Genomic DNA, 20,002 nt, shown 5'->3' on the forward strand with positions numbered 1-20,002 from the left:
GAGCAGTGCCGCGCGGTTGTGCGCAGGCTGCGCCACAGCACAGAATGAGACCGGCCATTGCAGCGTGCAGGCTGTGTCTCAGCGCGCGTGAGACGCAGCGTCTCACCCCGAGCCCTTGGTCAGGGCGCTCTTGTTCCGCTGTGCCCGTGGGCGCTTAATGGCGGGCATAACAACAAAGATCGAGAACCGGAGGCCTTATGCTCGCCGTGAACTCCAGAGAGCACGTCGACTGCGTCAGTCGCGTGGTCCGCAATGCCGAACGCCTGCCCCAGGCGCCGGTGCCGTCGTTGATTTTCGATTCATGGCGCCGCTCCATGGAACAACACCATCTGGACCCTGGCTCGCTGCAAGGGCCGCGCATCCTCACCGAACCCCTGCTCAAGGAATGCCGCGAACGCGCCGAGCTGTTCATGCGCATTGCAAGCGAAGCCGTCGGCCAATTGCACCACCGCGTGCGCCAGGCCGATTACTGCGTGATGCTCACCGACGCCCAGGGCCAGACCATCGACCACCGCGTGGACACGGCGATTCGCAGCGACTGCCGCAAGGCCGGCCTGTACCTGGGCACCTGCTGGTCGGAAGCCGAAGAAGGCACCTGCGGCGTAGCCACCGTGCTCACCAGCAAAGCCGCCGTGACCGTGCACAAGCGCGACCACTTTCGCGCGGCGTTCATCGGCCTCACCTGCTCCGCCGCGCCGATCTTCGACCCGCAGGGCAACCTGTTGGGCGTGATGGACGCCTCGGCGCTCAAATCCCCGGATGACCGGCGCAGCCAGCACCTGGTGCGGCAAATGGTGGCGCAGAGTGCCCAGGCCATCGAGAACGCCTTCTTCATGCACAGCGCTCGCCAGCACTGGGTACTGCAGGCGCACAGCACGCCGGGCTATGTGGACAGCCAGCCCGACCTGTTGCTGGCGTGGGACCAGGACGGACACCTGCAGGCCTTGAACAGCAAGGCGCGCCAGGCCCTGCGCCTGCGCTTTGGGCAAGTGCCGGAGCATATCGGCGAGGTGTTCGACCTGGACGCGTTGCGCGCGGTCACCGACCAGTCGACCCGGCAACTGTGCTGGCGGGGGCAATCGCAAGCCCTGCACGTACGGGTCAACACGCCACGGCGCGCACAAGCACGAGCACTGCCGAACACGGAGGTCGACCCGCGTGTGGATGAGCATCTGCGCCTGGCCGTGCGGGTCAAGGACCGTAACCTGCCGGTGCTGGTGCAGGGGGAAACCGGCGCGGGCAAGGAAGTCTTCGCCCGCCAACTGCATGAGCGCAGCGCCCGGCGGGACGGCCCTTTTGTGGCGGTGAACTGCGCGGCGATTCCCGAAAACCTGATCGAAAGCGAGCTGTTCGGCTACGTGGCCGGGGCCTTTACCGGCGCGTCCAGCAAAGGCATGCCGGGCCTGTTGGTGCAGGCCGATGGCGGCACATTGTTCCTGGATGAAATCGGTGACATGCCCCTGGCCTTGCAAACGCGCTTGCTGCGGGTGATGGCCGAGGGTGAAGTGGCGCCGCTGGGCGGGGCCAAGACCCGTACCGTGGATATCCAGGTGATCTGCGCCAGCCACCGCGACCTGGCGGCGCTGGTCAACGAGGGGCGCTTTCGCGAAGACCTGTACTTTCGCCTCGGCTGCGCGAGGTTCTGCCTGCCGCCCTTGCGCGAGCGCACCGACAAACTGGCGTTGATCAACCGGCTGCTGGAGCAGGAGGCGCGTACCAGCGGCGTGTCGCCGGGCATCAGCCAGGCCGCGCTGGAACGACTGCTGGGTTATGCCTGGCCGGGCAATGTGCGGCAACTGCGCCATGTGTTGGCGTATGCCTGCGCGGTGTGTGAGGGCGGTACACTGCAACTGTCAGACTTGCCGATGGAGGTGCGGGGCGAGTTGGTCGAGGCGCCGGCAGAACCGAGCGTCAGCCCGGAACGCCAGGTGGTGCTGGATGCGTTGATTCGGCATCGTTGGAAGCCGTTGCCGACGGCACAGGCGTTGGGGATTTCACGTGCAACGCTTTACAGACGGGTGAACCAACTGGGCATCGACATGCCTGGCAAGACCACCTGACACAACGCGGTCAACCCTGTGGGAGGGGCGGTGCGACGATTCGACTTGCCCCCGATAGCCATAGGTATCTACACAACTCCCGATGAGCGAAAAATCTATAGCCAAGATGCTGTTGTGGTGAGCGGGCTTGTCCCGCGCTGGGCTGCGCAGCAGCCCCAACAAGGACGCTACCGAATGTCAGGATTAACCGAGGCGCAGGTTTTAGGGTAGCTACGCAACCCAGCGCGGGACAAGCCCGCTCACCACAGAGAGGTTTTTCAGCTTTTAAAAGTTGTGTAAATACCTATGCCCGATAGTGGTGGGTCAGTCGATGTATCCCGTACCGACACACCGCGATCGGGGGCAGCCCCGTCCCACAGTGCCCCAGGGAACTTGTAAAAGTGCACGCGAATGCCTAGCTTATGCGCCCCCTGCCCCTGCGCTTTAAGGCACTGCTCCCATGGTTTTGCGTTTTCGTCCTGTCGTCACGTCACGTTTGGCCCTCGGCCTGCTGCTCAGCGGTGGGATCGGCAACAGCCTCGCGGAAAGCCTCGAACTGCCGGCGGTGAACGTCCAGGGCCAGGATGAATCGGGTTATCGCGTGGACACCGCCTCCGTCGGCGGCTTCAATGAGGCGCCACTGCTGGATACCCCGGCGTCGATCACCGTGCTCAACGCCACCCTGATCAAGGACCAGCAGGCGCGCCTGCTCAGCGAAGTGCTGCGCAACGACGCGTCGGTGGGCGACAGCTACGCGCCGATTGGCTACTACGAGAACTTCGTGGTGCGCGGGTTCTCGCTGAACGCGGCCAGCAGCTACAAGATCAACGGGCGCACCATCACTGGCGAGCAGAACGTCGCCCTGGAAAACAAGCAGCAAGTCGAAGTGCTCAAGGGCCTGGCGGGCCTGCAAAGCGGGATTTCAGAGCCCAGCGGCGTGATCAACTACGTGACCAAGCGCCCGGAAGATGTGCGCTCGGTGACGGTCTCCAGCGATGATCGTGGCAGCGGCTATATCGCCACCGACGTTGGCGGCTGGTTTGGCAGCGAGCAGCAATTGGGCTTGCGCGCCAACGTGGCCCATGAGGACCTCAATTCCTACGTGGAACACGCCAACGGCCAGCGCGACTTTGTGTCCCTGGCCTTCGACTGGAACATCAGCCCGGACGCCGTGCTGAAACTCGACGCCGAATACCAGAACAAGCAGCAACGCTCGGTGCCGGGTTACCAATTGCTCGGTGGCACCGAAGTGCCCCATGACGCCTCACCGAAGAAGCTGCTGGGCCATCAGAGCGGGTCCAAACAGGTCGGCATCGACTCGCTGAACCTCAACGGCAGTTTCGAGTACCGCTTCAGCGATCAGTGGAAAGGCAGTGTCAGCGCGGCGCGCAGCAAGGTGGTGATTGATGATTACAGTGCGTTTGCGTGGGGCGGTGACACCAGCGGTGTCGGCAATACCTTCACCCCGCAGGGCAATTACGACATCTACGACTACCGCAGCCCCGACGACACCCGCCGCGACGATGAAGTCCAGGCCGCCATGACCGGCCTGTTCGACACCGCCGGGCTGGGCCATGAACTGACCTTCGGCACCAGCGCATTTCGCCGGGTGATCGACAAGCGCAAGGCCGTCAACGAGTGGCTCGGCAGCGGCAACATCGACGCCGACGCGCCGACGTTTGCGCCCGCCGACGTCCTGCTGAACCCAAGCCACCGCAGCCTCGACAGCCGCCAGTACGGCCTGTTCGTCACCGACCGCATTCGCTTCAACGAGCAATGGCAAACCCTGCTCGGCGGCCGCGAAGTGCGCCTGGATGAACAGGCCTTCGACAGCACCGGCGACGAGACCCGCCATACCCGGCAATACGTGTTCCTGCCCCAGGCGTCGTTGATCTACAAGCCGATTGAGAGCATCTCGCTCTACACCAGCTACAGCAAGGGCCTGTCCCTGGGCGGTACCGCGCCGTGGTTCGCCAGCAACGCGGACGACACCCTGGCGCCGACCACCTCACGGCAGATCGAAGCCGGGGTCAAATACGACTGGCGCCGCATCAGCTTCGCCGCTGCCGTGTTCCAGACGCGCCAGGCTTACCAGTACGCCAAGCCGGATGGCGCCGGCAACTTCACCTATGTGCAACAGGGCGAACAGAAAAACACCGGGCTGGAACTGTCGGCCAACGGCTGGGCCACCGAGCGTCTGCAGATCGCCACCAGCGTGGCGGCGATTCGCGCCCGCGTGAGCGGCAGCGGCACGCCGGCCTACGAAGAACACCAGGCGATCAACGTCCCCAAGCTGCGCGCCAGTGTGTACGCCGACTATGCCCTGCCGTGGTTCAACGGCTTGGCCGTGCTGGGCGGCGTGCAATACAGCGCCAAGAAGTACGCCAACCGCAGCGGCAATGTGGAGGTGGGGGATTATGCCGTGGTGAATGTCGGCAGCCGCTACACCAGCCGCGTCGAGGGGTATGAGACGGTATTTCGCCTGAGCGTCGATAATCTGTTCGACAAGCGCTACTGGCGCGACGCGGGCGAATACATGGGCGATGATTACCTGTTCCAGGGCGCGCCGCTGACGGCGCGCCTGAGTGCCTCGGTCAACTTCTGAACACACGCGGCGTTGCCAGGCACAGCGCCGTCATTGCGCATACCAGCAAGCTCCAACCCAGATCTTGCGCCCATGCCACCAGGGTCAGCCCGCCGCCAATCGCCAGGTAATACAACAAACCGAACACCGCTGCCGCCGTGCCCAAACGGTCGCGATAGGCCATCAACGCGGCCCCGAGCACGTTGGGGATCGCCATGCCGAACGCCAACACCACCAGCAGCATCGGCAATACGAATAACCCTGTGTGTTGCAGCGTCAGCACCAATAGGCTGCCCAATACGGCGATACCGGCCGCGGTCAGTACCAACTGATCGCCGTTCATCCCCCGCTTGAGCAACGCTTTGTTCAACCACGCCCCCAGCCCCGACCCCAAGGCCAACAGCACCCCGCTGTAGCCGAACTCGGCGGAGGACAACCCCTGTTGCGCGAAGATGAACGGCGCCACGCTGTAATAAGCGAACACGGCAATATTGAATACCGCCACCAGCCCGACCGAACACCATATGCCCAAGTCCTTGAACATCAGGCCCACGGTTTTGTGCATTGAGGTGGCGGGCAGCGACGCCGGGCGCGTTTCCGGCAGGGCCCATACGCACCAGCCCCACAGGAGCAACACAAGTACCAACAAACCGCAGAGCATGCCGCGATAACCGAATAACTGCACCAAAACCGCGCCGCTGAACAAACCAATCGCCGGGCTGGCGGCCATGGCAATGCCCACCACGGAAAACACCTGGGCCAGTTCCGGCCCATGGAAGCGGTCGCGCAACACCGTTTGCGTGACCACCGACGCCACCGCAGCGCCAAAAGCCGCCAACGCCTGGGCCAAGAGCAGGCCTGTGAAGGTGCTGACGCTCAAGGCCAACACCGACGCGCACGCGTATAGCGTCAGCCCGGCCAGCATGACCGGGCGGCGCCCAAGGTGATCACACGCCCGCCCCCACACCACAACACCCAGGGCAAAGGCCAGGAAATAGACCGACAGCGTCTGCCCCGCACGCTCGGGCCCCACCGCAAAGGCCTGGCCAATATCGCCGAGGGCGGGGCTGTAGAGGGTTTGGGCCAGTTGCGGAAACATCAGCAACGCCACCGCCAGGACCAGTAGATTTTTGAGGGTCATCGACGCGTCCTTCCAGGAAAATAGTGGAAGAATTTTAAACAGCGTCGAATGCACTATTATCCGGACTTCGACATTTTATCGATGAAATCGGACAACTTATGGCCTGGCTCGCCGCCGACGCATCTTTCGATCCCGACCACCTGGCTGCGCCGGTTATCGGGATCGCTGCCCTCTTGGGTGATCACGATTCCGGGTTGCACCAACACCAGCGTGGGCAGCTGCTGTTCACCCGTGAGGGCTGCACGCGCATCACCCTGGACAACCAGCTGTGCCTGCTGCCACCCACCCGTGCAGCCTGGATCCCCTGCGGGTTGCCGCACCGTGCGGTGATGCAGCGGACCGTGGATTATCGTTCGGTGTACTTGAGCCCTGCATTGGCGCGGCAGTTGCCGTCCCAGGTTCGGGTGATCGAGGTCAGCCCATTGCTGCGGGCGGTGTTGGAGCCGATAGCGATGGCGGCGTTCGATACCGATTGGTCCCGCGGCCGATATGCCCATCTGCTGGCGCTGTGCCTGAGCGAGATCTGCGACGCCGCCGAGCAACCGATGCTGCTGCCCCTGCCCCAGGACAAACGCCTGGCCCCATTGATGAGCAGCCTCGACACCTTGCCGCCCTCGTTGCAGGCCCTGGAACAGCAAGTAGGCGCCAGCGCCAAGACCATCGGCCGGATTTTCCAACGGGAAACCGGCCTGGGGTACCAGCAATGGCGTCAGCAGTGGCGACTGATGCGGGTCATCGAGCTGCTCGCCACCGGGCGCAGTATCAGCTACTGCGCCTTTGAGCTGGGCTTTACCAGCGACAGCGCGTTGATCGCTTTTTTCAAGCACATGACCGGCACCACGCCACGGGGTTATTTCAAAGCCCGTTGATGGCTTACTTGGGCATTTTGCGAAACCCCACCGCCAAGCGGTTCCAGCTGTTGATAGTGGCGATGGCCACGCTCAGGTCGATCTGCTCCTGGGCGTTGAACTCGGCGGCCAGTGCATTGAAATCTTCGTCCGGTGCATGGGTGTGGCTGATCAGCGTCAGGCTCTCGGCCCAGGCCAGTGCAGCGCGTTCACGTGGGGTGAAAAACGGCGTCTCCCGCCAGGCTGACAAGGTGTACAGGCGGCGCTCGGTTTCCCCGCCCTTGCGCGCATCGGCGGTGTGCATGTCCAGGCAGAAGGCACAGCCGTTGATCTGGGAGACCCGCAGGCGGATCAGTTCCAACAGAGGCAGCTCGATGGACAGTTTGCCGACGGCGGCTTCCAGGGCGAGCATGGCTTTCATGGCGTCGGGCGAAGCGGTGTAGAAGTCGGTACGGGGTTGCATGGTGATACTCCTCAAGGGTGATAACTGGGGGCTAGGTTAGCCAGCGGTGAGGGCGCGAGAAATAGCCAATTCCAGCGAAGATGAGGTGACCAATGGCGCCGGTTTTTTCGCGGCCATATCGGTTTGTGTGCCTAACGCGCGCGCCGTAAGAGGTACCCCCACAGAGGCATATCCCCACGCGCGGGTCGCGCTCTACCATGCCGACCACGGAGGCTCCCATGCTTACTCATCCCAACATCGTCCTGACCCTGCGCCGTCATCATCTGTTCAGCCAGCTCCCGGAAAAAACCTTCCAGGATGTGTGTACGCTGGCCAATCTCAAGCGCCTGCCCAACCACACCCCGCTGATGCACCAGGGCGACCCGGCCGAGCGGTTCTTCCTGCTGGTCAGCGGCCAGATCAAACTGCACCGCGTCACCGGCGAAGGCCAGGAGCACCTGGTGGAAGTCATCCATCCCGGCCAGACGTTCGCCGAAGCCCTGCTGTTCACCCAGGCCAAGACCTATCCGGTCAGCGCCACCGCGCTCAAGGACTGCGTGCTGGTGAGTATCGAGGGCCAGCACTACCGACGCGCCCTGGAAGACCAACCGAAAATCTGCCTGGCGATCCTGGCCAGCATGAGCATTCATTTGCACCAACGCCTCAAGGACATTGACACCCTGACCCTGGCCAATGCCAGCCGCCGAGTGATCAATTTCATGTTCCAGGAGCGCGACAACCTCAGCGGCGACGTGGTGTTGCAAGTGCCCAAGCGCCTGGTGGCATCGAAGCTGGGCATCCAGCCGGAGACGTTATCGCGGATCCTGCACCGGCTGGTGGACAGTGGCCTGATCGAAGTACAGCGGCGCACCATCCGCATCCTCAGCGAGGACGGGTTAATGGCCTATCAAGCCAACTGATATCCCCACCAGCAATACCAGCAGCCAACCCCAGCCCAACAGCAGCGCACGCCACCGCCGAGGCGCATGCCGCAGTTCCATGAAACCGTCGACAATCACCCACGCCTTGACCACCGCCAGCAGCAAGACGGCCCACCCGCCGCCGGAAGCACCCGCCAGGACCGTGCCCACGCTCAACCCGACCAACCCCAGCCAACACGCCACCAACCCCCAAAAAGCCGTCATCGCGCCCTCACCCCATCACATACACCACGGGAAACAACACCACCCACACCAGATCGACCATGTGCCAATACAACACGCCGGACTCCACGCCACCGACCGAGAGGCCCCCACGCCAACAGCCCAGCGCCAGCCACCCCAGAATCAGCATTCCCAGCAGCACATGCAGGAAATGAAAGCCGGTGAGTACCCAGTACAAGGTAAAAAACCGGCTGTGCTCCATCCCCAACCCGGCAGCGGCCAGGTGGCCGTACTCGGCCAGTTTGATCAGCGCATACAGCAACGCCGCCAACAACGCCGCCACGAATAAGCCGGCGCCGCGCCTTGGGCAGCCCTGGCGTACCTGCTGCAGCGCCAATGCCGCGAGCAACCCGGCGGTCAGCAGGCTCAGGGTCATCGCCAGCCCGGTAGAGGTGTCCAACTGCGCATGGCCTTCGGCAAAGACCTGCGGGGCCAACAGCCGGGCGGTGGCAAACGCGAGGATCAGCAGCGCAAATACAGTCAGTTCGGCGAGGATGAACAACCACATCGCCAGGTCCCCAGGCAAGCGTCGGGGCTCAGGCAAAGTGCACATCCACCACGTCCATCAGCGCCGCGACGGTGTGAGGGTCATCACTCAGGGCTTGGGCCAGGCACGCCAGGCAGGCGTCGCGCGGCGGCATGCCCGCAGCGATCAGGCGGGCGGTGAAGATCAGCAGGCGTGTGGAGGCAACCTCCTCCAGGTCGTGTTGGTCGAGACGGCGCAAGGCCCGGCCCAACCGCACGACCTCACCCGCCAGCGCGGTGTCCACCTGGGCCTCACGAGCCACGATGTGCGTTTCCAGTTCCGCCGCCGGGTAGTCGAAACGCATGGCGACAAAGCGCTGGCGAGTGCTGGGTTTCATGCCCTTGAGCAGGTTCTGGTAACCGGGGTTATAGGACACCACCAGCATGAACGACGGCGGTGCCTTGACCACCTCACCGGTGCGTTCCAGGTACAACTCGCGGCGATCATCGGCCACCGGGTGCAGCACCACGGCGGTGTCCTGGCGCGCTTCCACCACTTCGTCCAGGTAGCAGATGCCGCCTTCGCGCACGGCGCGGGTCAGTGGGCCGTCCTGCCACCAGGTGCCCTGGGTGCCGATGAGATGGCGACCCACCAGGTCGGCGGCGCTCAAGTCGTCGTGGCAGGCCACGGTGTACAGCGCCAGGTTGAGACGGTGCGCCATGTGCTGCACGAAACGGGTTTTGCCGCAGCCGGTGGGGCCCTTGATCAGCACCGGCATACGGTGGTGCCAGGCGTGTTCAAACAGCTGCTGTTCGTTGGCCAGCGGTTGATAGAAAGGCTCAGTCATTAGCGTTTTCCAAAGCGGGTTTGACCGCCACGCTAAGGGCGCCTGCGACAACCTGGCAAGCGCTACCCGAGGCAAACTTGATCGCCGTCAAGCGAGCATTGCAACGCTGCGCCATAGTCTGGCCGGGCACTAAGAACCTGCGCCCCGCACCCTGTTGTGCGGCATCGCAAAGGTCTTGCCTGAGGAGTAAATGGAATGCTGACTCGCAACCGAACCACCTTCATCCCGAGCCTCGCCGCACTGAGTTGCGCGCTGGCCCTGGCACTGCCCTTGACCGCCCATGGCAACACACAACCCGCGCTGATAAAGACGGCGGGCGCGCCGGATATGAGCCAGGCCGATTTCGATACGTCCAAGCAGATTTATTTCGAACGCTGCGCCGGTTGCCACGGTGTACTGCGCAAAGGCGCCACCGGTAAACCGCTGACGCCGGACATCACCCAGGCCCGTGGCCAGGCCTACCTGGAAGCGCTGATCACCTACGGTTCCCCCGCCGGCATGCCGAACTGGGGCACCTCCAACGCGCTGACCAAAGCACAGATCACCAGCATGGCCACCTTCATCCAGCACACCGCGCCCACGCCGCCGGAATGGGGCATGGCCGAGACCCTGAAGACCTGGAAGGTGCTGGTCAAACCCGCCGACCGACCGAAGAAACAGCTGAACATGCTCAACCTGGAAAACCTGTTTTCCGTGACCCTGCGCGACGACGGCAAGATCGCCCTGGTCGATGGCGACACCAAGCAGATCGTCAAGCTCATCGACACCGGCTACGCCGTGCACATCTCGCGGATCTCGGCGTCGGGGCGCTACCTGCTGGTGATCGGCCGCGACGCCAAGATCGACATGATCGACCTGTGGCCAGCCGAGCCGACCAAGGTCGCCGAAATCAAGGTGGGCATCGAAGCGCGCTCGGTAGAGACGTCCAAGTTCAAAGGCTATGAAGACACGTATGCGATTGCCGGTTCCTATTGGCCGCCGCAGTTCACCATCATGGACGGCGAAACCCTGGAGCCCAAACAGATCGTCTCGACCCGCGGCATGACCGTGGACAAGCAGGAGTACCACCCCGAACCGCGCGTGGCGGCGATCATTGCCTCCCATGAATGGCCGGAATTTATCGTCAACATCAAGGAAACCGGCAAGGTGATGCTGGTTAATTACCAGGACATCAAGAACCTCACCATCACCACCATCGACGCCGCGCCGTTCCTGCATGACGGCGGTTGGGACAGCACCCATCGCTACTTCATGACCGCTGCGAACAATTCCAACAAGGTCGCGGTGATCGACTCCAGGGAGCGCAAGCTCACCGCCCTGGTGGACGTGGGCAAGACCCCACACCCAGGGCGTGGCGCCAATTTTATCCACCCCACCTATGGGCCGGTGTGGGCCACCAGCCACCTGGGCGACGGCGGCATTTCGGTGATCGGTACCGACCCGGTCAAGCACGCGCAGTACGCCTGGAAACAGGTCGAATCGCTCAAGGGCCAAGGCGGTGGTTCGCTGTTTATCAAGACCCATCCCAACTCCCATCACCTGTACGTCGACACCACCCTGAACCCCGACACCAAGCTGAGCCAATCGGTGGCGGTGTTCGACATAAACCAGTTGGACAAGGGCTACAGCGTACTGCCGATCGCCGAGTATTCGGGGATCAAGCAAGGCGCGCTGCGCGTGGTGCAACCTGAATACAACAAGGCCGGTGACGAGGTGTGGTTCTCGGTGTGGAACGGCCAGACCGAAGAGTCGGCGCTGGTGGTGATCGACGACAAGACCTTGAAGCTCAAGCAGGTGATCAGGGACAAGCGCCTGATCACGCCCACCGGAAAATTCAATGTCTACAACACCCAACACGACATTTATTGAGCCCCATCAACACGAGGTCTCCCCATGAAAAATAGGCTCCTGGCACTGCTGGTATCCGCCGCCGCGCTCAGCCTGCAACCGGCGCTGGCGCAAGACGGCCTGGCATTGTTCAACAGCAAACCCTGCGCCGCCTGCCACAGCGTCGACAGCAAGCGGGTCGGCCCGGCGTTGAAAGACGTCGCGCAAAAGAACACCGGTGTGAAGGACGCCGCCACCACCCTGGCCAGCCATATCAAGAACGGCACCCAGGGCAATTGGGGGCCTATCCCGATGCCGCCGAACCCGGTGACGGACGACGAAGCCAAGGTGTTGGCCGAGTGGATCCTGAGCCTGAAATAAGCACGAGGAGCGCGCCATGCAAGCATCAATAATCGGTACCGCCATGGCGCTGCTCCTGCTGATTGCCACACGGGCAGCCGCGACACCCGACGCTGCCCGCCTTGAGCACCTGCTGACCCAGGACTGTGGCGCCTGCCACGGCCTCTACCTCACCGGCGGCCTGGGCCCGGCGCTGACGCCCCAGGCCTTGGCCGGGCAAAGCCGCGACAGCTTGATCGCCACCGTCACTGACGGCCGCCCCACCCGCGCGATGCCGGGCTGGGCGCCATTGCTCAGCACGGACGACATCGCCTGGCTGGTCGACCGCCTCTTGCAAGGAAGCCCGGCACCATGATCCGCCCTACGCTCTTAACCTTCTGCCTGCTGCTCGGCGCCTGCACCCAGCCACCGCTGCGCGGCAGCGGCGACCTGGGCCTGGTGATCGAACGCGCCAACGCCAGCGCGCAAATCATTGAAACCAGCGGCATGACCACGCTGGCGCGCATTGAGGGCCTGGGCGATCTGTCCCATGCCTCGGTGGTGTTTTCCCGCGACCAGCGCATGGCCTATATTTTTGGCCGTGACGGCGGGCTGAGCAAAGTCGATCTGCTCCGCCTGCGCATTGAAAAACGCATCCTCCAGGGCGGCAACAGTATCGGCGGCGCCATCAGCCAGGATGGGCGCCTGATTGCCGTCTCCAACTATCAGCCCGGCGGCGTCAAGGTGTTCGATGCCGCCACCCTGGCGCTGGTCGCCGATATCCCCGCCAGCCAGTTGCCCGACGGTAAACGCTCGCGGGTGGTGGGCCTGGTGGATGCGCCCGGTCAACGTTTCGTGTTCAGCCTGTTCGACAGCGGCGAAATCTGGAGCGCCGATTTCAGCCAGGGCGACACGCCGCACATCACCCGCTTCACCGGTATCGGCGAGCAACCCTACGACGCCTTGATCACCGCCGATGGCCGTTACTACATGGCCGGGCTGTTCGGTGAAGACGGCATGGCGCAACTCGACCTGTGGCACCCGGAAAAAGGCGTCAAGCGCGTGCTGGCCGACTATGGCCGCGGCCAGGCCAGGCTGCCGGTCTACAAGATGCCCCACCTGGAAGGCTGGGCCGTGGCCGACAACCAGGCGTTCGTGCCGGCGGTGGGCCGCCACCAGGTGCTGGTAATGGACGCGCGCAGCTGGCGACAGAGCGCCGCGATTGCCGTGGCCGGCCAGCCGATCTTCGTCACCGCGCGGCCGGATGGGCGCCAGCTGTGGGTCAACTTCGCCTACCCGGACAACGACCGCGTCCAGGTGATCGACAGTGAAACCCATCAGATCGTCGCCGACCTGCGCCCCGGCCCCGGCGTGCTGCACATGGAGTTCACCGGGCGTGGCGAACAGCTGTGGCTGTCGGTGCGCGACGGCGAACAGGTGCAGGTCTGGGACCCGTATCGCCTGACGTTGCTCAAGACCTTGCCGGCCTTGAGTCCCAGCGGAATTTTCTTCAGCAGCCGCGCACAAAAAATGGGGTATTGAGATGGACCTTGACCTGCTCAGCCAACAGTTGATCGAGCGTTACCAGCACGGCATGCCGCTGTGCGCCGAACCGTACCGGGAAATGGCCCAGGTGCTGGGCTGCGGCGAGGCCGAGTTGATGGCCTGCCTGCAACGCCTGGAACTGGCCGGCGCCCTCTCGCGCATTGGCCCGGTGTTCGAACACACCCGCGCCGGCGCCAGCACCCTGGCCGCGCTCGCGGTGCCGGTCGAGCGCCTGGAACACGTGGCACGGCGCGTAAGCCAGTACCCTGAGGTCAACCACAACTATGCCCGCGAGCACCACTACAACCTGTGGTTTGTATTGACCGGCCCGCATCGCCAACACCTGCAGCAAATACTCGATGAGTTGGAAAAAGACACCGGCCTTACCCCGCTGGATTTGCCGATGCTCACCGCCTACCGCATCGACCTGGGCTTTTCCCTGGGGGCACACCCGTGATCACGCCCTTGAGCCAGGAACAAATGCTCGACCTGCGCCAATGCCTGGAACGCGGCCTGCCCCTGGTGAAACGGCCCTACGACGACCTGGCCGAGCAGATCGGCGCCCATCACGACCAGGTTTTACAGCAGATGCGCCAATGGCACGAGCAAGGCCTGTTCCGCCGCGTCGGCCTGGTGCTCAATCATCGCGCCCTGGGCTTCGTGGCCAATGCCATGCTGGTGCTCGATGTGCCGGATGCGCTGGTCAATGAAGTCGGTACACGCCTGGGCCGCGCCAACGGGGTCAACCTGTGTTACCAGCGGCCACGGCGCTTGCCGCAGTGGCGCTACAACCTGTTCTGCATGGTGCATGGCCGCGAGCGCGAGGCCGTCACCGTGCATATCCACGCGTTGCTGCACCAGCAACAACTCAGCGACCTGCCCTACCAACTGCTGTTCAGCACCCAGGCGTTCAAACAATGCGGCGGGCGATTTGCGCCGCCGCCTTCACAGGTATGGGCCCATGGATGATCTCGACCGCCGCTTGATCAACCGCCTGCAACGCGGCTTGCCGCTGGTGCGCCAACCCTGGCGGCAACTGGCCGAGGAACTGCACAGCCACCCCGGTGAGTTGCTCGACCGCCTGCATGCGTTGCTGGAGGACGACGTGCTGACCCGCTTCGGGCCGATGTTCGATATTGAGCAGCTTGGCGGTGCCTTCACCCTGGCCGCGCTGGCGGTGCCCGAGCCACGTTTCTACGCGGTGGCCGCGCAGCTCAACGCACTGGCGCAGGTGGCCCACAACTACCGCCGCGATCACCGTTGGAACATGTGGTTTGTGCTGGCCTGCGCCAGCGAGGCGGAACTGGCCGCCACCCTGTCTCGCATCGAGGCCCTGACGGGGCTGGCGGTGCTCAACCTGCCGAAGGAGCAAACGTACCATGTCGGTGTGTATTTCCCAGTCTGAAACCCCGCTGGCCCTGCGCCTGATCGCCCTGACCCAAAGCGGCCTGCCGCTGGTGGAAGACCCCTGGGCGTGGCTGGCCGAGCAGTTGGGCCTGGGCGTCGAGTCGACCCTTGACCTGCTCAAGCGCCTGCAGGCCGAAGGCGCGATCCGGCGCATTGCCGCGGTGCCCAACCACTACCGCCTGGGCTATCGCCATAACGGCATGACCGTCTGGGACGTGGCCGATGAGCAGATGCCGCGCCTGGGCGAATTGATCGGTGCGCAGCCGTTCGTGAGCCATTGCTACCGCCGCCCACGGCGCGTGGATTGGCCGTACAACCTGTTCGCCATGGTGCACGGGCGCAGCCGCGAAGAAATCGACAGCTACCGCGAGCACCTGCGGTTTTTGCTGGGGGATGCCTGCCGCACCGACGAGATGTTGGTGAGCAGCCGCATCCTGAAAAAAACCGGCTTGCGCCTGCCCCCCTCGCACTAGAAGGAATGCCCCATGCTGCGGATCAGTCAGTACCTGCGCACCCTCGCCGGCCAATGCGCGCCACCCCGCACCCCGGCTCCCGGCAGCCCGCGCGCACCGGTGGTGATCTGGAACCTGTTGCGCCGCTGTAACCTCACCTGCAAGCACTGCTACGCCACCAGCGCCGACAGCGTGTTTCGCGATGAGCTGGACACCCCGGCGGCGTTGCGGGTGATCGATGACTTGCACGCGGCCGGCGTGCGCGTGTTGATCCTCTCGGGTGGCGAGCCGCTGCTGCGCGAAGACCTTTTTGAACTCAGTGCCTATGCGCGAAAGCTGAAGTTTTTCGTGGCGCTGTCGAGCAACGGCACGTTGATCGACGAGGGCAATATCCAGCAGATCGCCGACGCCCGCTTCGACTATGTGGGCATCAGCATCGACGGCCTGGAAGCGACCCACGATGCCTTCCGCCAGATGCCCGGCAGTTTCCAGCGTTCGATGCATGCCATTGGCCTGTGCCGCGAGGCCGGGATTCGTGTGGGTCTGCGCACCACCCTGACCCAGGCCAACCATGCGCAGTTGCCGCAATTGCTGGCATTGATGCGCAGCCACGACGTGCAAAAATTCTACCTGTCGCACCTCAACTACAGCGGCCGCGGCAAACGCAGCCGCCAGCTGGATGCGCACCGTCAGATGAGCCGCGACGCCATGGCACTGATTTTTCGCCAGGCCTGGAGCGACATTGAAAACGGTGTGTACAGCGACTTTGTCAGCGGCAACAACGACGCCGACGCCATCCTGTTGCTGCAATGGGTGCACCAGCATTTGCCCGAGCATTACCCGCAGCTCGAACACCTGCTGCATGGCTGGGGCGGCAATGCGTCGGGCAGCGGCATCGCCAATATCGACAACACCGGCGAAGTGCACCCGGACACCTACTGGTGGCAGCACTCGGTAGGCAATGTGCGCCACACGCCGTTCCGCCAGCTCTGGCTGGAGCAGCCCGACCCCTTGCTGCTGCGCCTGCGCGAACACCCGCGCGCCATCGGCGGGCGCTGCACCGATTGCCGCTGGCTGGCGATCTGCAACGGCAATACGCGCACCCGCGCCTGGGCCGATGGCGACCTCTGGGGCGCGGACCCCGGTTGCTACTTCACCGATGCCGAAATCGCCCGCCAGCCGGTCAACCTGATCCCTTGCTCGACCACCCAGTGACACAACCGGGGGCCGCCCAACCTGATGATGAACCAAGGATGTCTCATGCCAACGCCCACACCCTTACCCGCCAGTTTGCACAGCCCCTTCCACCCCGGCGAAGTCGCCCTGGTCGGCGCCGGGCCCGGTGACCCACGCCTGTTGACCCTGCGCGCCTGGAGCCTGTTGATGCAGGCCGACGCGGTGGTATTCGACCGGCTGATCAGCGCCGAGCTGCTGGCCCTGATCCCCTTGAGCTGCGCCCGCCACTACGTGGGCAAGGCCAGCGGTTACCACAGCCTGCCCCAGGCTCAACTCAACGAACTGCTGGCCGAGCTGGCAGACGAGGGCCAACGCGTGGTGCGGCTCAAGGGCGGCGACCCGTTTATTTTCGGGCGCGGCGCCGAAGAGCTGGAGTACCTGCTGGCGCGGGACATTCCCTGCCAGGTGGTGCCGGGCATCACCGCCGCGGCCGGTTGCAGCGCCTATGCCGGTATCCCGTTGACGCACCGCGACCTGGTCAACTCCTGCCGTTTTGTCACCGGCCATTTGCAACGCGATGGCGCGTTGAAACTGCCCTGGGCCAGCCTCGCCGAGCCGAGCCAGACCCTGGTGTTCTACATGGGCTTGTCGAACCTGGCGCTGATCGCCGAACACCTGGTGGCCGCCGGTTTGCCGGGCGACACGCCGGCGGCGTTGATCAGCAATGGCGCGCGCGCCGACCAGCACGTGGCCCGGGGCACCTTGCGCCAGTTGCCCACCCTGGCCGCCGACTGTGAGCCGGGCGTACCCACCCTCACGGTGATCGGCCAGGTGGTCAACCTGTTTGCCGACGCCGCGCTGCACTACCCGGCCAGCCTGGCGGCGCCGCGCCGACCGGTGACGGTATGAAACGCCTGCTGCTGGTGCCGCTGCTGTGGGCCGGCGCCGCCCACGGCACACCCGCCGAGGACTACCAGCGCTATTGCGAAGGCTGCCACGGGCTCAACCGCATCGGCGCCACCGGCCCGGCGTTGCTTCCAGAAAGCCTGGGGCGAATCAAGCCGGACGAGGTCCGCAAGGTCATCGCGCAAGGCCGCCCGGCCAGTCAGATGGCGGCTTTTTCACCCCAACTGAGCGCATCACAGATCGACGGCCTGGCGAGTTTTCTGCAACAGCCGCCCGTCACGCCGGCGACCTGGAACGAGCCGGACATCCGCGGCAGCCATCGCCTGCTGGCCGACCTGAGCCAACTACCGACCACGCCGCAACACCCGGCCGACCCGCTCAACCTGTTTGTGGTGGTGGAATCGGGCGACCATCACATCGACATTCTCGACGGCGACCGCTTTACCGTCCTCGACCGCTTTGCCAGCCATTTCGCGGTACACGGCGGGCCCAAGTTTTCCCCGGACGGGCGCTTTGTGTACTTCGCCTCGCGGGACGGCTGGATCAGCCTGTACGACCTGCACAACCTCAAGCTGATCGCCGAAATCCGTGCCGGGCTCAACACCCGCAACCTGGCGGTGAGCAAGGACGGCCGCTGGGTGCTGGTGGGCAACTACCTGCCGGGTAACCTGGTGGTGCTCGATGCCCGCGACTTGTCACTGGTCAAGACCCTGCCCACCGGCTCACGGGTCAGCGCGGTGTACACAGCGCCGCCGCGCGACAGTTTTATCGTGGCGCTCAAGGACGTGAATGAAGTCTGGGAATTACCCTACGCCGCCGCGCAGCCGAGCTTCGAACCCCGGCGCATTGCCGCCCGCGATGTGCTCGATGACTTCTCGTTCACCCCGGATTACCGCCAGTTGCTGGCCACGTCGCGCAAGGCCGGTGGCGGCCAGGTAATCGACCTGGACTCCGGCGTGGTGGTCCGCGATATCCCCCTGGCGGGCATGCCGCACCTGGGCTCCGGCACCTATTGGCAACGCGATGGGAAGTGGGTGTTCGCCACGCCGAATATCAGCCAGGGGCAAATCAGCGTGCTCGACGTGGCGACCTGGAAGCCGATCAAGCAGATCCCCACCCTGGGCCCCGGCTTTTTCATGCGCAGCCATGTGCGCTCGCGCTATGTGTGGAGCGATGTGTTTTTCGGGCCGGATAACGATGCGATCCACCTGATCGACAAGCAGACCCTGGAGATCGCCCACACCTTGCGCCCGGTACCGGGCAAGACCGCCGCACATGTGGAATTCACCCGCGATGGGCGTTATGTGCTGCTGAGTATCTGGGCCACCGACGGTGCGCTGATCGTGTATGACAGCCAGACCCTCAAGGAGATCAAGCGCCTGCCCATGAACAAGCCATCGGGCAAATACAACGTGGGCAACAAGATTGAATTTGCCGAGGGGACGTCTCACTGAGGGCGTCAGGCGGGGCACCGAGTGTTGGGACGCTATCGGGAGCAAGCCCCCTCCCACAGTGGGATCGCGGGGTCTAGGGGGCGGCGAATGCCGCACACAGCTCATCCACTTGCCGGCGCCCGGCCGGCAGCACGCAGAGGAACTGCGCCGACAATTCGATCAAGCCGTCACGGTCCCACTGCTCCAGCAGCGGCCAGATCGCCGAGAAATACCGGCTGAAGATCAGCCCGTAACGTCGCTCGATCGCCTGGATATCCAGCTCCAGGTCACAGGCCAGGCGCTCGCTCACCTGCTCACGCAGCGCATCGCCGGTTTCGCGCCGCCAGCCTTGGCAAGTCGGCAGTTGGCCGTTGCCCAGGGCCTGGGCGTAGGCGTGTTCGGCGCTGCTGTTTTGCGCACACAAGGTGTCGATCTGGCTGATGGCGCCCAGGCCCAGCCCGATGTGATCGCAATAGCCATGCAGGCTGAAGCCTTCGCAGGTGCGGCTGAGCCGACCGCGCTCCTGGGCCTGGGTGAGGTCGTCGTCGCCACGGGCAAATTGGCCGAGGCCGATGTAGTGGTAGCCGGCTGCGTCGAGACGTTCGAAGGCCAGTTGACGCATGGCGGTTTTATCCGCCTCGCCGCAAGCGGCCTGGTGCGGCTGCGCACGGTAACGGCTGGGCGGTTGGACGTAGTCGAACAGGTGCAGGCGGTCCGGCTCCAGGGCGATCAGGCTGGCCAGTTTCAGCTCGAAACTGGCAAGGGTCTGCCAGGCGCTGCCGTAGCCGAGGTCGACACTCACCGAGCGAAAATCAAACGTGCGCGCCGCGTCGATCAACGACTGGATGGGTGCCGGGTCGCGGTAATCGGCCTGGGGATCTTCGACACGCGCATCGGGCACGCCAATGCAAACGCGGTTAAACCCCAACTCGCGCAGCAGGCCCACAGTGGCCCAGTCGGTGCGGCGCGGGTCGAGGTCGATGCCGTAGTCGCCACGGCCATGCTCAAGCACGTTGAAACGCTCGCGCAGGGCGGTCATCAGGGCCTGCACATCCTCAATCGGCGCCGCCCCGCGCCACTGCAAATAGTCCACCGGTTGGCGCCGGCCCAGGTGGCAGCCGACCAACTGGATTTCCTGGGCCAGGCTGCGGCGGTAAGCATCGCTTGGCGGGCTCGCCGGCCAGTGCAGGTTAAGCGCCAGTGGGCGTTGACACTGGCGGCTGCCGCGCAAGGCGCGCAACACGTCGAGGGAACCAACACCGGCGTGGAACCTGCGTCTGTCGGCCTGCCCATTCAGGTCCAGCACGCCTTGGGCCTGGGGTGCGCGAGCGAGTGGAATGACAGTGTGCATGACGGACTCCGGATCAGGCGACGGTGAGCCATTGTC

21 protein-coding genes are annotated in these 20,002 nt (G+C 64.3%); 15 read left to right on the forward strand and 6 right to left on the reverse strand.

From position 1 onward, the window contains the following. Positions 1 to 197 precede the first annotated feature (197 nt). Together KSS96_RS16975 and KSS96_RS16980 are read left to right on the forward strand one after the other, a co-directional pair. The gene (locus KSS96_RS16975) at positions 198 to 2,060 is read left to right on the forward strand and encodes a sigma-54-dependent Fis family transcriptional regulator (RefSeq protein WP_217855124.1); all 1,863 of its coding nucleotides are present in this window, start codon (positions 198 to 200) and stop codon (positions 2,058 to 2,060) included. Between the two features lie 439 nt (positions 2,061 to 2,499). Continuing rightward, positions 2,500 to 4,644 carry a TonB-dependent siderophore receptor gene (locus tag KSS96_RS16980; RefSeq protein ID WP_065878755.1) on the forward strand — a complete coding sequence of 715 codons (2,145 nt, stop codon included), beginning with the start codon at positions 2,500 to 2,502 and terminating at the stop codon, positions 4,642 to 4,644. Here the strand turns inward: KSS96_RS16980 and KSS96_RS16985 are convergent. Next, complete coding sequence (locus KSS96_RS16985; protein ID WP_065878753.1) at positions 4,634 to 5,764, reverse strand: MFS transporter; 1,131 nt, start codon at positions 5,762 to 5,764, stop codon at positions 4,634 to 4,636. The two genes, KSS96_RS16980 and KSS96_RS16985, sit on opposite strands and share 11 nt — an antisense overlap. Before the next feature lie 98 nt (positions 5,765 to 5,862). Between KSS96_RS16985 and KSS96_RS16990 the strand changes: the two genes are divergently transcribed. Further along, entirely contained in the window at positions 5,863 to 6,633 is a 771-nt protein-coding gene (locus tag KSS96_RS16990; RefSeq protein WP_065878751.1) for an AraC family transcriptional regulator, read from the forward strand. Between the two features lie 4 nt (positions 6,634 to 6,637). Here KSS96_RS16990 and KSS96_RS16995 read toward each other — a convergent pair whose 3' ends face one another. After that, entirely contained in the window at positions 6,638 to 7,075 is a 438-nt protein-coding gene (locus KSS96_RS16995) for a carboxymuconolactone decarboxylase family protein (protein ID WP_068935799.1), read from the reverse strand. A gap of 218 nt (positions 7,076 to 7,293) precedes the next feature. On the opposite strand from KSS96_RS16995, the gene KSS96_RS17000 reads away from it, so the two are divergent. Further along, on the forward strand, positions 7,294 to 7,974 hold the full coding sequence (locus KSS96_RS17000; protein ID WP_065878749.1) for a Crp/Fnr family transcriptional regulator: 681 nt from the start codon (positions 7,294 to 7,296) through the stop codon (positions 7,972 to 7,974). On the opposite strand, the gene KSS96_RS17005 is transcribed toward KSS96_RS17000, so the two are convergent. The 3 genes from KSS96_RS17005 to KSS96_RS17015 are packed head-to-tail and all read right to left on the reverse strand — an operon-like array spanning position 7,951 to position 9,530. Next, positions 7,951 to 8,199, reverse strand: coding sequence for a cytochrome C oxidase subunit IV family protein (locus KSS96_RS17005; RefSeq protein ID WP_017527316.1), 249 nt, complete (start codon positions 8,197 to 8,199; stop codon positions 7,951 to 7,953). The genes KSS96_RS17000 and KSS96_RS17005 overlap by 24 nt on opposite strands. Before the next feature lie 7 nt (positions 8,200 to 8,206). After that, the gene (locus KSS96_RS17010) at positions 8,207 to 8,770 is read right to left on the reverse strand and encodes a cytochrome c oxidase subunit 3 (protein ID WP_026067224.1); all 564 of its coding nucleotides are present in this window, start codon (positions 8,768 to 8,770) and stop codon (positions 8,207 to 8,209) included. Beyond that, positions 8,754 to 9,530, reverse strand: a complete 777-nt coding sequence (locus tag KSS96_RS17015) for a CbbQ/NirQ/NorQ/GpvN family protein (RefSeq protein WP_017527314.1) — start codon at positions 9,528 to 9,530, stop codon at positions 8,754 to 8,756. Before KSS96_RS17015 ends, KSS96_RS17010 begins: the two co-directional genes overlap by 17 nt. A 195-nt stretch (positions 9,531 to 9,725) precedes the next feature. Between KSS96_RS17015 and KSS96_RS17020 the strand changes: the two genes are divergently transcribed. The 11 genes from KSS96_RS17020 to KSS96_RS17070 are packed head-to-tail and all read left to right on the forward strand — an operon-like array spanning position 9,726 to position 18,636. Then, positions 9,726 to 11,399, forward strand: a complete 1,674-nt coding sequence (locus KSS96_RS17020; RefSeq protein WP_017527313.1) for a cytochrome D1 domain-containing protein — start codon at positions 9,726 to 9,728, stop codon at positions 11,397 to 11,399. A 24-nt stretch (positions 11,400 to 11,423) separates the two neighbouring features. Then, complete coding sequence (locus KSS96_RS17025; RefSeq protein ID WP_068935796.1) at positions 11,424 to 11,738, forward strand: c-type cytochrome; 315 nt, start codon at positions 11,424 to 11,426, stop codon at positions 11,736 to 11,738. 16 nt (positions 11,739 to 11,754) lie between these two features. Further along, positions 11,755 to 12,072, forward strand: coding sequence for a c-type cytochrome (locus KSS96_RS17030; RefSeq protein ID WP_135196930.1), 318 nt, complete (start codon positions 11,755 to 11,757; stop codon positions 12,070 to 12,072). Next, positions 12,069 to 13,238: a cytochrome D1 domain-containing protein gene (locus KSS96_RS17035; RefSeq protein WP_065878742.1), complete on the forward strand. Its 1,170-nt coding sequence runs from the start codon at positions 12,069 to 12,071 to the stop codon at positions 13,236 to 13,238. The genes KSS96_RS17030 and KSS96_RS17035 overlap by 4 nt, the downstream gene beginning before the upstream one ends. 1 nt (position 13,239) lies before the next feature. Continuing rightward, positions 13,240 to 13,698 (forward strand): Lrp/AsnC family transcriptional regulator, encoded by a 459-nt coding sequence (locus KSS96_RS17040; RefSeq protein ID WP_017527309.1) that lies wholly within the window; start codon positions 13,240 to 13,242, stop codon positions 13,696 to 13,698. A gap of 23 nt (positions 13,699 to 13,721) precedes the next feature. Next, complete coding sequence (gene ahbB / locus KSS96_RS17045; RefSeq protein ID WP_017527308.1) at positions 13,722 to 14,210, forward strand: siroheme decarboxylase subunit beta; 489 nt, start codon at positions 13,722 to 13,724, stop codon at positions 14,208 to 14,210. Continuing rightward, positions 14,203 to 14,646 carry an Lrp/AsnC family transcriptional regulator gene (locus KSS96_RS17050; protein WP_017527307.1) on the forward strand — a complete coding sequence of 148 codons (444 nt, stop codon included), beginning with the start codon at positions 14,203 to 14,205 and terminating at the stop codon, positions 14,644 to 14,646. The genes ahbB (KSS96_RS17045) and KSS96_RS17050 overlap by 8 nt, the downstream gene beginning before the upstream one ends. Continuing rightward, complete coding sequence (gene ahbB / locus KSS96_RS17055; RefSeq protein WP_017527306.1) at positions 14,621 to 15,121, forward strand: siroheme decarboxylase subunit beta; 501 nt, start codon at positions 14,621 to 14,623, stop codon at positions 15,119 to 15,121. Before KSS96_RS17050 ends, ahbB (KSS96_RS17055) begins: the two co-directional genes overlap by 26 nt. Positions 15,122 to 15,133: 12 nt before the next feature. Beyond that, positions 15,134 to 16,315, forward strand: coding sequence for a heme d1 biosynthesis radical SAM protein NirJ (nirJ, locus tag KSS96_RS17060; protein ID WP_135196932.1), 1,182 nt, complete (start codon positions 15,134 to 15,136; stop codon positions 16,313 to 16,315). A 45-nt stretch (positions 16,316 to 16,360) separates the two neighbouring features. Then, positions 16,361 to 17,185: a uroporphyrinogen-III C-methyltransferase gene (gene cobA, locus KSS96_RS17065; protein WP_017527304.1), complete on the forward strand. Its 825-nt coding sequence runs from the start codon at positions 16,361 to 16,363 to the stop codon at positions 17,183 to 17,185. After that, complete coding sequence (locus KSS96_RS17070; RefSeq protein ID WP_065878736.1) at positions 17,182 to 18,636, forward strand: nitrite reductase; 1,455 nt, start codon at positions 17,182 to 17,184, stop codon at positions 18,634 to 18,636. Before cobA ends, KSS96_RS17070 begins: the two co-directional genes overlap by 4 nt. Positions 18,637 to 18,709: 73 nt before the next feature. Here the strand turns inward: KSS96_RS17070 and KSS96_RS17075 are convergent, their stop codons facing one another. Beyond that, a complete protein-coding gene (locus KSS96_RS17075) occupies positions 18,710 to 19,966 on the reverse strand; it encodes an oxygen-independent coproporphyrinogen III oxidase (RefSeq protein ID WP_065878826.1) in 1,257 nt (418 codons plus the stop codon). Positions 19,967 to 20,002 lie beyond the last annotated feature (36 nt).

Origin of the sequence: Pseudomonas asgharzadehiana (assembly GCF_019139815.1) — a bacterium.
GTDB lineage: Bacteria > Pseudomonadota > Gammaproteobacteria > Pseudomonadales > Pseudomonadaceae > Aquipseudomonas > Aquipseudomonas asgharzadehiana.